This is a genomic window from Cupriavidus malaysiensis (assembly GCF_001854325.1).
Taxonomy (GTDB): Bacteria; Pseudomonadota; Gammaproteobacteria; order Burkholderiales; family Burkholderiaceae; genus Cupriavidus; species Cupriavidus malaysiensis.
In genome coordinates, this window is record NZ_CP017756.1 from 35,798 (window position 1) to 49,794 (window position 13,997).

General features: G+C 61.6%; 13 protein-coding genes. All 13 read right to left on the minus strand.

The genetic code is table 11. The features are described from left to right. Window positions 1-23: 23 nt before the first annotated feature. The 13 genes from BKK80_RS34640 to BKK80_RS34710 all read right to left on the minus strand — a co-directional run bounded on the left by BKK80_RS34640 (window position 24) and on the right by BKK80_RS34710 (window position 13,738). Window positions 24-965, minus strand: coding sequence for a recombination-associated protein RdgC (locus BKK80_RS34640; protein WP_071073642.1), 942 nt, complete (start codon window positions 963-965; stop codon window positions 24-26). Window positions 966-1,150: 185 nt separating this feature from the next. Continuing rightward, window positions 1,151-1,429: a hypothetical protein gene (locus BKK80_RS34645; RefSeq protein ID WP_071073644.1), complete on the minus strand. Its 279-nt coding sequence runs from the start codon at window positions 1,427-1,429 to the stop codon at window positions 1,151-1,153. Between the two features lie 842 nt (window positions 1,430-2,271). Further along, window positions 2,272-2,790 carry a hypothetical protein gene (locus tag BKK80_RS34655; RefSeq protein WP_157903451.1) on the minus strand — a complete coding sequence of 173 codons (519 nt, stop codon included), beginning with the start codon at window positions 2,788-2,790 and terminating at the stop codon, window positions 2,272-2,274. A gap of 419 nt (window positions 2,791-3,209) precedes the next feature. Then, window positions 3,210-3,665, minus strand: coding sequence for a hypothetical protein (locus tag BKK80_RS34660; RefSeq protein WP_071073651.1), 456 nt, complete (start codon window positions 3,663-3,665; stop codon window positions 3,210-3,212). A 131-nt stretch (window positions 3,666-3,796) separates the two neighbouring features. Beyond that, a complete protein-coding gene (locus tag BKK80_RS34665) occupies window positions 3,797-4,948 on the minus strand; it encodes a DUF5131 family protein (RefSeq protein WP_071073654.1) in 1,152 nt (383 codons plus the stop codon). Between the two features lie 233 nt (window positions 4,949-5,181). Beyond that, window positions 5,182-6,417 (minus strand): site-specific DNA-methyltransferase, encoded by a 1,236-nt coding sequence (locus BKK80_RS34670; protein WP_071073656.1) that lies wholly within the window; start codon window positions 6,415-6,417, stop codon window positions 5,182-5,184. After that, entirely contained in the window at window positions 6,414-6,725 is a 312-nt protein-coding gene (locus BKK80_RS34675; RefSeq protein WP_071073658.1) for a hypothetical protein, read from the minus strand. Before BKK80_RS34675 ends, BKK80_RS34670 begins: the two co-directional genes overlap by 4 nt. A gap of 580 nt (window positions 6,726-7,305) precedes the next feature. Continuing rightward, entirely contained in the window at window positions 7,306-7,572 is a 267-nt protein-coding gene (locus BKK80_RS34685) for a hypothetical protein (protein WP_071073662.1), read from the minus strand. 372 nt (window positions 7,573-7,944) lie between these two features. Further along, on the minus strand, window positions 7,945-8,889 hold the full coding sequence (locus tag BKK80_RS34690) for a DUF3150 domain-containing protein (RefSeq protein ID WP_071073664.1): 945 nt from the start codon (window positions 8,887-8,889) through the stop codon (window positions 7,945-7,947). A gap of 282 nt (window positions 8,890-9,171) precedes the next feature. Continuing rightward, window positions 9,172-10,602, minus strand: a complete 1,431-nt coding sequence (locus tag BKK80_RS34695; RefSeq protein WP_084545946.1) for an ATP-binding protein — start codon at window positions 10,600-10,602, stop codon at window positions 9,172-9,174. A gap of 137 nt (window positions 10,603-10,739) precedes the next feature. Beyond that, window positions 10,740-11,438, minus strand: coding sequence for an apurinic/apyrimidinic endonuclease family protein (locus tag BKK80_RS34700; protein ID WP_084545947.1), 699 nt, complete (start codon window positions 11,436-11,438; stop codon window positions 10,740-10,742). Window positions 11,439-11,509: 71 nt separating this feature from the next. Beyond that, window positions 11,510-11,959, minus strand: a complete 450-nt coding sequence (locus tag BKK80_RS34705; RefSeq protein WP_071073668.1) for a DUF6878 family protein — start codon at window positions 11,957-11,959, stop codon at window positions 11,510-11,512. A gap of 198 nt (window positions 11,960-12,157) precedes the next feature. Continuing rightward, a complete protein-coding gene (locus BKK80_RS34710) occupies window positions 12,158-13,738 on the minus strand; it encodes a vWA domain-containing protein (protein WP_071073670.1) in 1,581 nt (526 codons plus the stop codon). Window positions 13,739-13,997 lie beyond the last annotated feature (259 nt).

Consider the following 13,997-nt stretch of genomic DNA (forward strand, 5'->3'; position numbering starts at 1 on the left):
TTATTGGTCTCCTGCAGGTGATGTCACGCTTCGGCTGTCTCAGTGAGCGACTGGATGTCGGCGTCCTCTTCCTCGCCGGACCGTTCGCCACCCAAGCTTTCCACCAGGGCTGCCAGCATTCCTGCCAGCTCCCCCGACATCAGAGTGAAGTCGCTATCGAAGAGATCGTCATCCGACTGCGATTCCGACGCTGCCCGTTCCTTGACAACGTCCAGGGGCGCTACCCGCTTCAGTGCGAGGTTCTCCGTAAGCACGAATGAGATCCGGTCATTCCAGGTCATGGCCAATTGCGTGCACCGCTTGCCTGCGGAGATGTGTCGAGCGACCTCCTCCGCCTGCAGCACGTGCCGGGAGAACTTCACACTTGCCTTGTTCTCGTCTGCCTTCTGCAACTCCGCATCCTGATCGACGGTGAAGCCGGCCGGCGAGGTGTCGCTTGCGAGCCACCCCGTCATGGCGGCCACAGGGGAGAGCGCCGTCTGCAAAGTGACGGCGTTGAGGGGATCAATGCACTTGAAGAGCATGCCGACGACAGCGTCGACCTTCTGGCGGCTCGCACTGTCGATGATGAGCCAGCCGCTCACCGGGTCGATCCAGACGGCGACTGTCGATTTGATGCTGAAGGCTCGTGGAATCAGCTCCTCGATCACCTGCTCCTTGAGTTCGCGCATCTGCTTGCGGCCAGGCTTGAACCCCAGCTGCTCTTCAATCTCGGCCGCACGTGATCTCACGACTTCATTGATCACGGCATTGGGCAAAAGCTTCTTTTCGAAGCACAGATGCAGAAGGATCTGCCGGCCTACGGTGTGGGCGAGACCGGCTTGGCGCGGTGGCGCCCACCCCTGCGCTGCAAGCTCGAGTTCGCTGCAGGAATGAAATGCCTGCTTCCCCAGCATCGATTCAAGGGCCTCAGACGTGTGGCGGAAATTGCGAACACGAAGGATAGTGAGATTTCGGAACCACATAGTTGTCCTCTGGAGAGTTGATCGTTCGGTGACCGGTTGCCGCTAGGCGGTTTCGGCCTGGTCGGCGTGACGCAGTCGAGTGGGAGCAACCACCGGTGCCTCGGGCACGGCGATTCCGCGCTTCGTGAGGAAATCGCCAGCCAAAAGCCGGAGATGCGTCTCCCCGGTTTCGATCCGTTCCGCCCTTACCTCTTCTCTTCCACGGCTTCCCGCAGGGCTTCCTGCTGGGCCTCCTGGTCGGCCTCAAAGTCGGTCACCACCACCTGTGTGGCGGTCGCCCTGTCCCAGGTCTTGTCTCCCTTTCTCGGTCCGGCCGTGAGTATCCGGGGCACGCCACCCTTCATGACAAGAGCGTCCCCAATCCGTTCGTAGGCGTATGGCTCCCAGCCAGTCACCCCGCTCTTTCGAGCCGCTATCGTGTGAAAGTGCTCGATGGTTCTGCGCGGGATCTTCGTCGTGGTCATGGGTGCGGTATTAGCCGAGTTCTTTGGGCCTGATCGACTGGCTCCTCCAGGATCTAGGAGCTTGGGGATCGAGCGATGTTTGCTAGATGCGGCGCGAGAGGAAGCGCAGCGGCTTCTTCTGGTCCCACTGGCCTTTGGCCAGGGCGGTGTGCTCTTCTCTCAGCTAGTCGAGAACGAACTCTGTCCGGAGCGACCGAGAGTGGTCGGTCTTCTCCTGAAGCGTCCGATAGGCCTGGGTATCGAGGGGTTCGTATGCCATAAGGAGCTCGTCGAGCTTTGATGCGTACCCATCCATCTTCCGCAGGCACCGGAGCGCCCAGAAGTACGCCGAGAAGCCAAGAAGGAACCCCATGCACCGCGCGACCCAGTACATGGTCCCGTTGGCGGACTTCTCGAAAAGAAAGTAGCCGATGAGTTGAGCGAGGACCGTTGAGCGAGGACCGCCGCGAACGTCCCGAAGACAATGGACGACAAAGCGGTGGAAGGGAGGATCCGAAGCGCACCGGCGAGCCGTTGGTGATCGGAGCGCTGTTGCAAGGCCCACTCGATATCGGTAAGCGCCTCGATCCGGGCCTGGTGCTTCAGTTCAGTTGATTCGATGGTCATCTCCAGGCTCCAAGAGGTTCACGTCTGCCTCGCAAGGTGGTGTCAGGTCGACTGATCTGTCGAGGTGGTCCAGATAAAAGATTGGTCCCACCAACTACCCCTACCAGCAGCACCGGAACCGGGTCGCTACGCGACCGGGGGAGCCGCTGACGCGGCTGGGGAGGCGCTTACGCGCCGGGGGACGTGGCTTCGCCACAGGGGAGCTGCTTCGCAGCACGGGAGGCGCTGCGCGCCGGCTAAACCCCTCTGGCGAGCCCGGTCGATTTCGGGCGACCCGGGGTAGTGGAGAGCTCGGCTTCGCCTCGCTCCAAAGCCAAGGTGAGCCGGCCTTCTCCCGTGATTCCGAGGTGATGGCGCAGCCGTTGATGCAGGGCATCCGCAAAGGCGTTGGCCAGACCGAAGGCGTCCGGCATCAGGAAGATCGCGACCGCGCCGATGAGCAGGTCCACTACCAGGTACGCGATCAGGAAGGTGGATGAGCCTTCCAACAGGACGGTCTGATCATGCAGGAGCCCACTGAGGGTGTCTGCGACGGCATGCGGGTAGACGATGACGTAACTCAGCCCCAGCCAAATGGAGAGCGGCAGAGCCAGGCAGGCTAGCAGTGCGAAGACGCGTCCGGCGACTGCGGTAAGGAGGGAGAACTGACGCATGTAGACGCTCGGGTCGGATCGGACTGCGCGTCGTAACGCCGTCATCGTTTCCGTGTCCACGGTACCGGTCGGTACTCCGTTCAGATAGACCTTGTGGCGCATACCCGCCCCTTGTAGTTCGACGTAACTGGATGGGTCGATTATGGCGACGGCGAAGCGTATAAATTCACTCGGACGCGACATTTCGACGTCGATTCAGTCATCCGGTCCGGAGCCACAGCCGGCGGGACAACACCCGAGTGTTATGCCATGGGAGCAGTAGCCGTTCCTGGAATTCCACTGGCGCGTTTCTTCGCGCTCCTCCGCAGTTTCGTAGCCCCATTCTTGGGCGATCTCGAGCGCCCTGGGTCGGTCCGCCTCGTTGAAGACGTGCAGCCCGCGGTCGATATCTGCGCTGAATCGATCGACGTAGTAGTCGTAGGATTGGCCGGACCCGCGGTTAGCCTCCTTGGCGGCACTGTCGCATGCATCGCGCCATGCGGCTTCGTCGAAAGACGCTTTGCTATCGCTTGGGTGAAGGGTCATTGTGTGCCCAGGAGGTTCCGATTGTTGATCCACCCCAGTTCGGCTGCGACGACATCCGGATGCAGCGATAGGGTGAGCGTCCCCTTTTGCCAGCTTCTCGCAGCGTCCTCGACCAGGTAGACCTCCGAGCCTCCGAGCAATGTCTCCCGGAGCGCTTTGACGGCTTGGGGCTTCAGATAGGTGACGAGGCCCTTGTCGACGATCCGCACGACACGATTGGGCTCATTGCTCATGCCATTCTCCACATGCCAGCCGAATTGGCCGGCTAGCGTATCCGGTGCGATGCCAACGACTAGCGTCCCGCGTTGGCCGATGTTGGTGGCCTCCTCGTACAAGTAGAGCTGCGATCCGCCGAGCAATGTCTCTTTGACTGCCTTGATCGCACCGGAGGTCAAGAACCGTGTTCCGAACCGCTCCACCACCCGTGTGGCTTGGCTTTCCATTCCGTTCATGGGATTCCTTCTGCTCACAAGGTCTACCGTGTGGTTTCTCACCGGCCAGCTGGCTGCGCGCCATGCCAACGTAACGGACCAATGCGCACATGGTTTCGTCCAGGTGAGTGTTCGTGATTGCGTTCACACCATCAGGCGGCCATCGCCATCGGCGTCTCGCGGTACACGACGCCGCCGAGCTCGTACCCTGCCCGCTCCCGGCCAATGCGCGCCATGAGCACGCCGTCTGGGTCCTTTGCTCGGAACGCTTCGTGACCGTAGAAGGCCTTTCCATCAGCCTGGACGAACGCCCAGTCCTCCGCTGGCAGCGTGACGTCGCTGGCGATGGCGCTCGCCTCCCGCCATACCCCGTGCTGCTTGAAGAAGAACGGGACATCCGCGGCCTTGCACTGAGCCTGCAGGGTGTGCACCCACAGTGGATGCATTGGCCGGGCGTTCTTGCCGGACTCCCCACCCACGACTACCCAGTCGAGGCATGCCGGGAAGTCGGAGTGATTCACGAAGTGTCCCTGGCGGTCACCGGGGCGCCATGACATGTTCGAGGTTAGCGGACCATTGGTCCAGTAGCCCCCGCGCAGAACATCCACATGGTGGTCTCGGTCCCTCCACCATTTCACCTGCTCCAGGTCGATCGGTCCCAGTAGCGGCTCGATACTCACCCAGCGGATAGCAGCCGGCGTCCGCAGCAGTGTGGGGATCCGCTCGTTGGCCGCATCCTGGTTCTCGGCGCTGACGCCGAGCCAGACGTTCTGGAGGGGCCATTGGATGCCTTCCACCTCGGCATGCCTCATACGCTTCTCGGCCGATTTCGGAAGCGACTCGGCGTCACGGAGCAACTGGCTGATGCAGAGCTGAGCCGGACCATTCCTGGCGGCGCCTTCGTGCTGGATCCAGTCGAAGAAAGCCCGCATGCGCTCCGCGCGCTTCGTCAGGATCTGGAAGGTGTGGTGCTCCGCTAGAGCCATCGCACCGAAGGTTGCGGCGATGAACTCGAATGGCACCGCCTCGTGAAACAGGTCGGACATGCTGTTGACGAAGATCCGATGAGGCTTGCGCTTCGAAAGCGGGTACCCCAGCAACTCAGGTACGAGCGCAACCTCCCCTGTCCACTTGGGGCCCTGAGATGTGGCCTGGACCAGCCGGTGATAGGGCATGCCCTCTTTCGAGAAGCGGGCTGCGGAGACCTCTGCGTAGCAGTGCATGCAACCGGGCGAAACGCGATTGCAGCCCCGAACAACATTCCAGGTCTCGTCCGTCCATTCAATTGGTGAAGCTTGCGCCACCGCACTCTCCTAAGGGGCCTCGTGTCCTTGCGACGACCATGCCATTTCGCCCTACGGCGCCTCCCATTGACGTCCGAGCTGGCCGCGCACCTTCTCCTTCCAACGCCGAAACGCACGCGCCATCTGGTAATTGCAAGCCACCACGGTCGGATCTGTCCAAGAGCCGCTGTAGCAGACCCAGGTGTGGGCCGAGGGATGAAGGCGCATTCGGGGCTTCGGTCCGGTCCGAGTCATCATCTGCCTCCGTGCTGAAGGGCCGGATTGAGCGAGAATCCGGCAGCCGATTGGAAGAGGCCTGCCGCGCCGCGGAGGTACTCCAGGATCCACTCGCTGATGATCCAACGCCGGCCCAGACGCTCAGCTGCGAGGCCCGTCCGCGCCGTTCCGCCGAACGGGTCGACTACCAGGTCGCCGGGCTCGGTGAGAAATCGCACGAAGAAGTCCGGAATGGATGTGGGTTGGGTCGCGCCGTGGGGCAGGAGCCCCTGCTGAGCCGCGTACTGCCGATACGCCCGAGTATCCGCACAGGCGTGGCCCTTGATCAGGACATTCCGGGGCAGCCGGCCTAGTGTCTTCTGGCCGAAGGATCCCGGCCGAATCCGATAGGCACCGTCCCCATAGACCGCGGAGCGCGACTCGCCGCCCCGGGCGAGAAGCTCCATGTGGCGCGCCGTGTGAGCTTCCATCACGCGGCGGTTGTCCGCACGGACCCGCGCTGGATCATTGGTGAGCCAGTAGACCAGCTCGTGGGCGCTGGCCAGCTGCACGCGCTTGACGCACGCCCACAAGGTTGGACCGGGTGGCTTGCTGAGGTTCACCCAAGGGATGCGGTTCATGAGCGACAGACCTAGACGATCGTGCAGAGCCAGTAGCATCCGCTCTGCGTACATCGACAGCGCCGGACTGCGCTCGAGGAATACGTCATTCCCGATATTGAGCACAATGCTCCCGCCCGGAGCGAGGTTGCGTACGATCGGCTCCAGTACCTCGCAGAGGAAGTCCACAAACTGCGCTTCGGTCGGGTTACCGTACGCACGCGGTTGGCGCAGCGGGTACGGCGGCGACGTCACGCACAGGGCAATAGGCTCATCGAGGTGTGGGAAGATGTCCTGGGCTCGCGCCCAAATCGCGACGCCCAGGTCAGTGCTGAACGCGAGAAGCTTGGCCCCCGTTTCCACCCGCTTCAGCTTTGCCCGCGCGTCTTCTGCGAGGCGCCAGACGCCTTTCTCATCCGCGACGCGCTCGATGACGCCCATGCGCTTGAGCGTTTGCTGGACCCAGCGAATCGTTCGGGGCACCGGACGGTGCATCGCTTGTGCCTGTCCGATCGGCACCTTCGCGTCCAAAGTTGCTTTGGACAACCCGGCTCGCACCGCAACCTGCTCATACAGGTCACCGTTGGAGAGGGCGTCGCCTCTCGACTCCGCGTAAGCTGCCGCCACGTACGGAAAGAGCTCCATCTGGTTCATCGCGAGCTCCGCGGTACCCGTGACGCACGCGCCGGTGCGCTCGGCTCGATGACCTCAATCAGGTCGGCAAGCGTTGCGTCGATGTCCGAGTTCGCGTTGTAGACGCCCAAACAGCCGGGCCTTTCAAGCGCAGCGTCCGCGCGCTTGCCTTCGGTCCTGGTCAGGACCAATTCGCGCCCGTTCCAGTTGATGATCCTCTCGACGCCCGCGTCCCGAACCTTGCCGAGCGCTATCACGACCTCCTGACGCAGGACATGCATTTGATCGGGAGACAACGTGGTCAGTTTGACCTGGCTAGCGTGTTGCATGAGGATCTCCGATTCTGCGGCGTCGTCTCTGACGCCGGCAAGTTATGAGTGTTCGCATTCGCGTAGGCTATGCAGCTCTCGAACCGCTCCAGAAACAGGCGCTTCGCCTGCCTCGGATGCAACCGTCCTCGCCCCCCGAGTTCGCGGGTCCTGCACGCGGAGCCAGCTGGGGTAGCGATCCACGACGGCACTTCCGGTCTCGTCTCAATAGCGATAGCCAAAGCGCTCGCCAGGCGTACTTGGGAAACGATCGTCGCCGGCAATCCGAACCGGCCGAGGATGGCTGCTTGAAGTCGGTGGTACAGGTCAGCCGGGCCGCACGCATTCCGGTCACGCTCCTGCCCTGTCGCGAGGTATGCCGAGGACGCCTTGTGCAGCAACCCCTGCAGACCGAAGGGCGGGTCAACTAGGACACTCACGAGGACTGCGTGCTCCGCCAGGCTGCATGACTGCGGACTCTTCCCGGGCTGCAGCGGAATTTGCGACAGCCGCTCTGCAATGTCCGCGATATCAAAGTCATTGCTCTCTGGGACCGCTGCATTGAAGCGGAAGAGCTCGGTCGCCTCAAACATTGCGTCCATCACCGCTCGCCGTTGTCACGGGGTCGTGCGTACATCGCCACGACGGCGTCGGCATTCAGCACGCCCCATTTCTCGACCCTGTATCCCACGTCACGAACGAACAGCAGTTCGACGCCATAGACCACTTTCGCTTCGTCGAGGAGCCGAAACATGGTTCGCCGGGAGCAGCCAGCAGTCGCGACCAGGCTCTCCAAGCTCACCGGGCCACTTTGATGCAGTTGTGCCAAACAGCGCAACAGGATCTCGGTTTTTCTCCGCTTCTCCATCTCCGGCACCACCCCTCAACCTCGAGGCATCCTCCGTTACCTTGTTGCGTCCCATGTTAGGCATGACATTCTAGCGTGTCAATATTTTCTCCTCGTAAGATGTTTTTTTATTGGCCTGTTGACTTTGACGAAGCCGGTCACTACCATGAGTTCAAATCCTCCTGAGGTCATCGAACCGCGACGATGACATTGCCACCGGCCACGGTGATCGCGACATGCAAAGCATGGAATATGGATAGAAGGCCCGACAGCGATGTCGGGTTTTTTATTGGGCGGTCGGCGGCGCAATTAAAAAAAGGACCCGTCGCCGAAGCAATCGAGTCCTTTGGGTTAGATGTATCACCGGCTTCCCGGTAATTGCCCAGCGGCCGATCAGAACGAGTAGACCGATGCTGCGTCGAAGCCGATCGGATCCGTGGCAGCTGCGGGCATCGCGGGGGCGGTTGCCGGCGGCATCCCGGCACCATTGGATGGCGCAGGCTGTCCGGGTGTCCTTTCCGCCAGCTTCTCGAAGCCATGCGAAGCGAGTCGTCGTGGGTTGAGCAACTGGTCGACGAGCGACTTCACCAGAACGGCTTTGGGCCCGTCGATGATCCCATCGGCCGGCAACAACGCGAGCGTGCTCTCCAGCATGCTCGCAACCTCGGCAATCACCGGATCCAGGAAGGCCAACGACTTGGCCTTACTTTCGATCCTGCGCAGGACCTCTTTGACACCCTTGCGATACGACGCCCCGGTTGCTTTGTGAAGGGACGCATCGCGCAACACATCCGCGAACTCTCGCAACGCTTGCCCCGCCAGACCTGACAGCTCGGTGAGAAGGCCTCCACCATCCTTGACATCGGCGGCGTTGATACGGAACGAGGTGTAGAAGAAGGACGTCGACTCCAGGACTTCTTGCCTCGTGGGGGCTAACGCGCGAATTTCGTTGGCATCGGCCGGGTGCTGTGCTGCCCATTGTTCAACTTTCGTCGACATCGACTCCGCTAGCTCGAGCGCCAGCACGTCCCACTCCGCCCGTATGCGGCCAAGCCGTTCGAGAAGGTCCGGGGTGTCCCGTTGGGCGACGGCCCACGCCCCGAGCCCCTCCAACTTCGTACCGAAGTTACGGCACAGGCGGAAGGCTTCCATCTTCTTCTTGCCGAGCGGACGCAGGATCTGGGGGTCGAAACACGACTGCAGGACCTTTTCGATCCGGCTGCCGCTTCGTCCACCTTCTCCGGTGTCCCGATTGGGCGTGACAAGCCTGGTCTTGTACACCACCAGTTCTACCTGCTCCAGCAATGTGGATGCGGGGTTCTGCTCTTGCACTGACATGGCGATCTCCTATGGCGAGCTGGCCCGGTGGGCTCAGCGGTTCACATTGCCAAGGCAGATGGCTTTGCGTGCGGTACAAAACGGAGGGGTGCGGCGCCAGCCTTGCCGGATCCCCCTTCAGGTCACTGGGACAGCCTGGCGGGCCTTCCGGATGAAAAGTTGCTTTTTCTATCGAACAGGTTCCGGCGGGGATCGGCTCGCCGCCCTGGGGTCGACCGACGCTTCCGACGGAAGAATTGAAAAAGACCTGTCTCTTCCTGGGAAGAGAACAGGTCTGGGGGGTTAGTTCATCACGAGTTCCACCTGCGTGCCACTGGCCTTGCACAAGGCGGAAACGATGTCTCGCACCGCAGGCGACGATACTGCGACCGGCTTCGCACCAGCCACCGCCTTAGTGAAGGCATCCGTCGCTCGCCTTGCGGCTTCGATACCGACGGAAGGTCCGAGTTTCACGTCAAGACAGTGGACATACCCACGTTGGTTGAGCTTCTGCTGCAACGCGATCATTGCATCCTGGCGGGATATGTCCTCTTTCGGCACAAACGGTGTGAAAGGAGTGATCCCAGCACTGGCGGTGAATGTCTTGCCTGTTCTGTCACAAGACCCCAGCACCCACACTCGGATCTCGTTCTTGCCTCCTCGGTTTGGATTGAGCAACACAACGAGCTCCATGGTCGGGTCCTCCTGCGCCGGGATCGTCGCCGGAATGCCAACGCCTGTCTTGAAGTCCTCGTCCGTCAGGGTGAGCTTGTCGATCATTCGAGACAGCGTACCTTCGATCGCCTTCGCGTGATCGGCTTGCAGCCCGTCCGTCAAGACAAACTTCAGTCCGAATAGCATCTCGTTGACGGGATCATTGCGCAATGCCTTCGCGCGCGTGTGAAGAACGGCTGCCCACTTTCTCGTGACGCGAGTCGGCACCGGAACCGGGGACGAACCTTCCAGGAAGCCTGAACGCACTTCATGAGCGAACTCCGCGATCAACCCAATAACCTTACCTGGCAGGCCAGGCACGGCTCGATGCAGGATTGCCGCTTCTTCCGTCGCGGTCTTATAGCTCGTCTGGAACTGGAGGTACCGAAGCAAGTAGGCGATGTTCTGACGCTCGGTTCCACGGTAATGCACCGCATCCATTCCATGGGAAATCGCATTTCCCGTGGCCACAACGCGAAAGCGCGGTGACGGTTGGATGAGCTCACCTGTCTCCGGGAGGAACAGCGGTCCGTCGTCCAGCACCGTGTTCAGGGCCCCTACGACCTTCGGGGGGGCCATATTGCCTTCATCCAGCAGCAACACAGCTCCCTCGCGCATCGCCCGCGGGAGGGGCCCGTAGACGAAGCCAGTGGAGCCGTCAGCCCGGATGGTCATTTGCCCAGTCAGGTCGGTGAACAGCATACCGCCATGGCAGGCAAAGCGATACAAAGGGCGGTTTAGCCTTGCGCAGAACTGCTCGATGAGCGACGACTTACCGCAACCGGTGGGGCCTCCGATCATCAGATTTCTCCCCACTTCCCCACCCTCCCAGAGGATAAGCCGTCGCACCTCGTCAAGCGTGAAGACGTACGCGGGATCAGGGGTTGGAACCAGGTCCTCGATATCCTGTTGGGTGGGGCGGGGTGGCACGCCGTACCTCAAGCCACGAATCGCTTCGAGGCCGAACAGATCGCCCAGGCTAACCAGGGTCGTTTCAGCTTGCATCGTGCCTGACATCATTCTCTCCTTCAGGGATGGCCGTAGCCGTTGACATTGCCGAAGTAAATGGCATTGCGCTGCGTAACAAACGCGCCGAACGGATGGGCCCCACGGTCGAGCATGCTCGACCGTGGGGCACCGGTCATTCCTCGCCCCCGTTAGGTTCTTTGTCTCGGCACGTACTCGCCGGTTGTCCTCCCCCGATGGCGTCCCTCGGAGAAGACGATCGCCGATGCGTTCACGTGATCAAGCGACGAGTGCCACCAAGGAGGCTCGGCACAGATCTCGTGGGTGTCGCGAAGGCCATCGTTGTCGCTGACGTGCACCTCGATACACCGCTCGCACGCCAGCATTTCCGCCAGGAGGGTCTCCTGCCGCTCCCCGCTGGCCTCGGAAAGGATGTGGACGTGCGACAGGTCGATGGCGTACGGCACCCCTGACTCGAAAACAGCCCGGTACTCCGCCCAGCTCGACACCAACTGGGCACCGGCGCGATCCGGGTAGCCGCCCTCGATCCCGACCGGGCAACCGAAGAGGTCGGCACACTGTCGGGCATAGCGGAGCGCCCTGGCGAGAGACGCCTCGGCCCTGCGTCCCGCGTGCGCCGTGTACGCCGTTGCGCCCAGGGCGCGACTGACGTCGGCGGCGGCCTTGAACCAGTCCATGTGTCGCTCGAAACCAGCGAGATCCGCCAGCGTGAACTTCTCGGTGACTCGGACATTCGCGTGGAGGCGAAACCGAGTATTGGGATGGTCGAGCTTGAGTTTGTCCGCCACCTCCAGGTCGAGAACCGTTCGGATTTGCGGGGCCAGCTGCACGTGTGTTACCGACAGCTCGCCGAAGAGCGGCTCCCACATGCCTCGGCAAGCTTGTTCCATCGCGCCAGACAATGTCGCACCGGGCCACGATGCCAAGGAAACGTGCGCCCTCATAGCACGGTCTCCGTGTGATCCGATTCCACGTAGTAGTCGATATGAGAGAGGACGATGGTATCGTCTTCCCACGTGAATCGAGCCTCCCCACTTCCACCCTCGTTGTTTTCGAACCCTGGATGAAGCCGATTAAGGGTCGCTTCGACATACTCTCGCAGGGCATCCTCGAGTGACATCGTCTGGGGCGCGCAAGTTGTGCCTTGCAATTCTCGCGTCTCCGCGAAGATCAGAACGTCCATGGTCTCCGGGGGCGATACTCCATCGGGAAACACGATGGAGACATCCTCGGCACCTCCCGAGTCTCCGTAGCCCTGGTACGAGACCGTGGCACTCACCGCGCCAAAGGCGCGCAGGGCCTCAAGCAGGATCCTCTTGTTGTTTTCATGAACCGGCCGGCTGGGATCCAAACCAGGGTAGCCGGTGAGATTCTCTTGACCTTCTGACATGCAAGACTCCTAAATTCGCGTCGCCGACACAATCGGGAATGGCGGGCCGGATCTGCGCGAGGTTGACGAGCGCGGCGGACTACACCGCGACCACATTGCAGGTGAGAAGGGCGTTGCAGGGCCTATCAATGAAAACGCCCAGGCCTGCGGTAGCAGGACGCTGGGCGTAGAGTGGGACTATCTGTGTACGATTACCTCTCAGACAGCACGTTGAATGGCTTCGAAGATCGCTGCCGCGAAGCCCGAGACATCTCGAGCTCTGGAGACCTCATAGCTCCTGCCGAGGAGGCGGTGTTCAAAGCTGTCCCCATCGGAACCCACGAAGAGGAAGGCAAACTCGATACCGATAGCACTCAATTCCTCAACAACAGCGAGCGATAGCTCTTCGTCGTCTGGATTGCCGTCCGTGACAACCAGTACGAGCCGACGGGTCTCCGTTCTCCCGAGCAGCGGGTCCGCGATCCTCTGCAGCCCGAACTCCAGTTTCGTCGCCCCTTGCCGATGGACGAGACAGTATCGTTCGGTGGGTGCCCAAGGGTCTCCAAAGTCCTTGAACTGCGTGACACCATCTCCGAAGCCATGAAGTGATAGCGGCACGTCATGCCGACCGAGCACCCGCCCCGCGGCAATGGCAATCGCAGCTGCGGCTGTGGAGCGCGTGATAGCCCCCATCGGCCTGCTCATCGACCCGGACGTGTCCAACAGAATGGCCACCGCAGTGCTGAGGCCGGCCCCTTCACTTACATGGCGAAACACGTCCAAAGCGCCAAGACGCATTCCCGCCAGCCGCCTACCGTCTAACCTGCCGCCGCTTCGGCTGTAGGTCACCCCTGTCATGGTTCGCGCCTCAAGTAGCGCCTCCAGCCGCATACCGAGCGTCTGCTCAACGAGGCCAGCAGCAGCACGAGCAGCGTCCTGCTCCGCCTCGTACTTGTGCCCTGCAGCTTCGGTCGGAGCGATCAAGCTGCCCTCGCCCTCAGCCGCGCCATACGGTCGGCCACCAGATGCATCGCCTTTCGACATCACACCTGCTTGTTGAAGGAGGGCGACCATTGCACGACCGCGATCAGTTTCACCCAAGTTCGGAGCCGTCGCACCAAGCAGCGCCGTCAGTGGCGATGGGGCACCGTGCTTGGCCTGTTGCTTCGCTTCGTGCGAAAGAAGGGAGACGATCTCGCAGGCAAGTTGGGTCGCCCGGTGAGTGTCATGGACCTGATCGACCTGCACCGCGATCCCGCGCATCGCATCCACGAGCTGGGGGCCCACCTGGCTCGATAGCGCCGCGCAATGGGCCGCCGCGTACTGCACGAGACGGTCGTCGCGGTAATGCCGTCCCAACATCTCGGTGAGAAGCCAGTTTGTGAAGAGCTTGGGCAGGGCCTGTGGCTCAACCTTCGCCGAGCCGTACCACCCCAATCGGATCATCACGTCCATCGACGCCACGATATTGCGGTAGCTGCCAGGCAGAATCCTAGCCTGCTCCCGCTCAATCCAGACGTCCTCGATGATGTTCGCGATTTTCCCCGTGATTGGCGGTTGACGTTTCAGCGTCTCCCACGCATCAAACCAGGTGTACCGCAGGTGTGCACACTCGTGGTCGAGAAGCCCGTTGATCAGGATCCCGTGTTCTTCCGAGCCCAAAGCGCTCACCACCGGCAGTACGACCCTCTTTCCGTCCGTATAAGCCGTCTCGGCAGCGGGATCGAAGATCACACTGACGTTGCGCCGGCGCCCGATCATGCTGGCAAGCAGTTGCAACGCGCGTACGGTCATGGCCATTTCTTTCTCCTGTAAGGGGTTGACATTGCCCCTTGAGATGGCCGTGTGCGCCGCTCTCCGTACCGTGTTCTGGAATGCACATTCCACGAATGGGGACGGTACGCGGGCGCCCCGTCGCCATGCGGATCATTAAGATGGTTTTTAAACATCGCCGCGTGCATATTTGACATTCTGGCGCGTTCGTTCGAGAATCCGGCCAACGCGGCTCGAGTTGGTAGCTCGCCGCATCGAACCGCCGGCTCTCGCCGGTGTGGAACCA

Bases quoted from the DNA above. Each gene is read 5' to 3' on its own strand.
- BKK80_RS34685 (WP_071073662.1), bottom strand. From the start codon at position 7,572: ATGGAGAAGCGGAGAAAAACCGAGATCCTGTTGCGCTGTTTGGCACAA.
- BKK80_RS34695 (WP_084545946.1), bottom strand. From the start codon at position 10,602: ATGATGTCAGGCACGATGCAAGCTGAAACGACCCTGGTTAGCCTGGGC.
- BKK80_RS34655 (WP_157903451.1), bottom strand. From the start codon at position 2,790: ATGCGCCACAAGGTCTATCTGAACGGAGTACCGACCGGTACCGTGGAC.
- BKK80_RS34645 (WP_071073644.1), bottom strand. From the start codon at position 1,429: ATGACCACGACGAAGATCCCGCGCAGAACCATCGAGCACTTTCACACG.
- BKK80_RS34710 (WP_071073670.1), bottom strand. From the start codon at position 13,738: ATGGCCATGACCGTACGCGCGTTGCAACTGCTTGCCAGCATGATCGGG.
- BKK80_RS34660 (WP_071073651.1), bottom strand. From the start codon at position 3,665: ATGAACGGAATGGAAAGCCAAGCCACACGGGTGGTGGAGCGGTTCGGA.
- BKK80_RS34705 (WP_071073668.1), bottom strand. From the start codon at position 11,959: ATGTCAGAAGGTCAAGAGAATCTCACCGGCTACCCTGGTTTGGATCCC.
- BKK80_RS34675 (WP_071073658.1), bottom strand. From the start codon at position 6,725: ATGCAACACGCTAGCCAGGTCAAACTGACCACGTTGTCTCCCGATCAA.
- BKK80_RS34640 (WP_071073642.1), bottom strand. From the start codon at position 965: ATGTGGTTCCGAAATCTCACTATCCTTCGTGTTCGCAATTTCCGCCAC.
- BKK80_RS34670 (WP_071073656.1), bottom strand. From the start codon at position 6,417: ATGAACCAGATGGAGCTCTTTCCGTACGTGGCGGCAGCTTACGCGGAG.
- BKK80_RS34700 (WP_084545947.1), bottom strand. From the start codon at position 11,438: ATGTGGGAGCCGCTCTTCGGCGAGCTGTCGGTAACACACGTGCAGCTG.
- BKK80_RS34690 (WP_071073664.1), bottom strand. From the start codon at position 8,889: ATGTCAGTGCAAGAGCAGAACCCCGCATCCACATTGCTGGAGCAGGTA.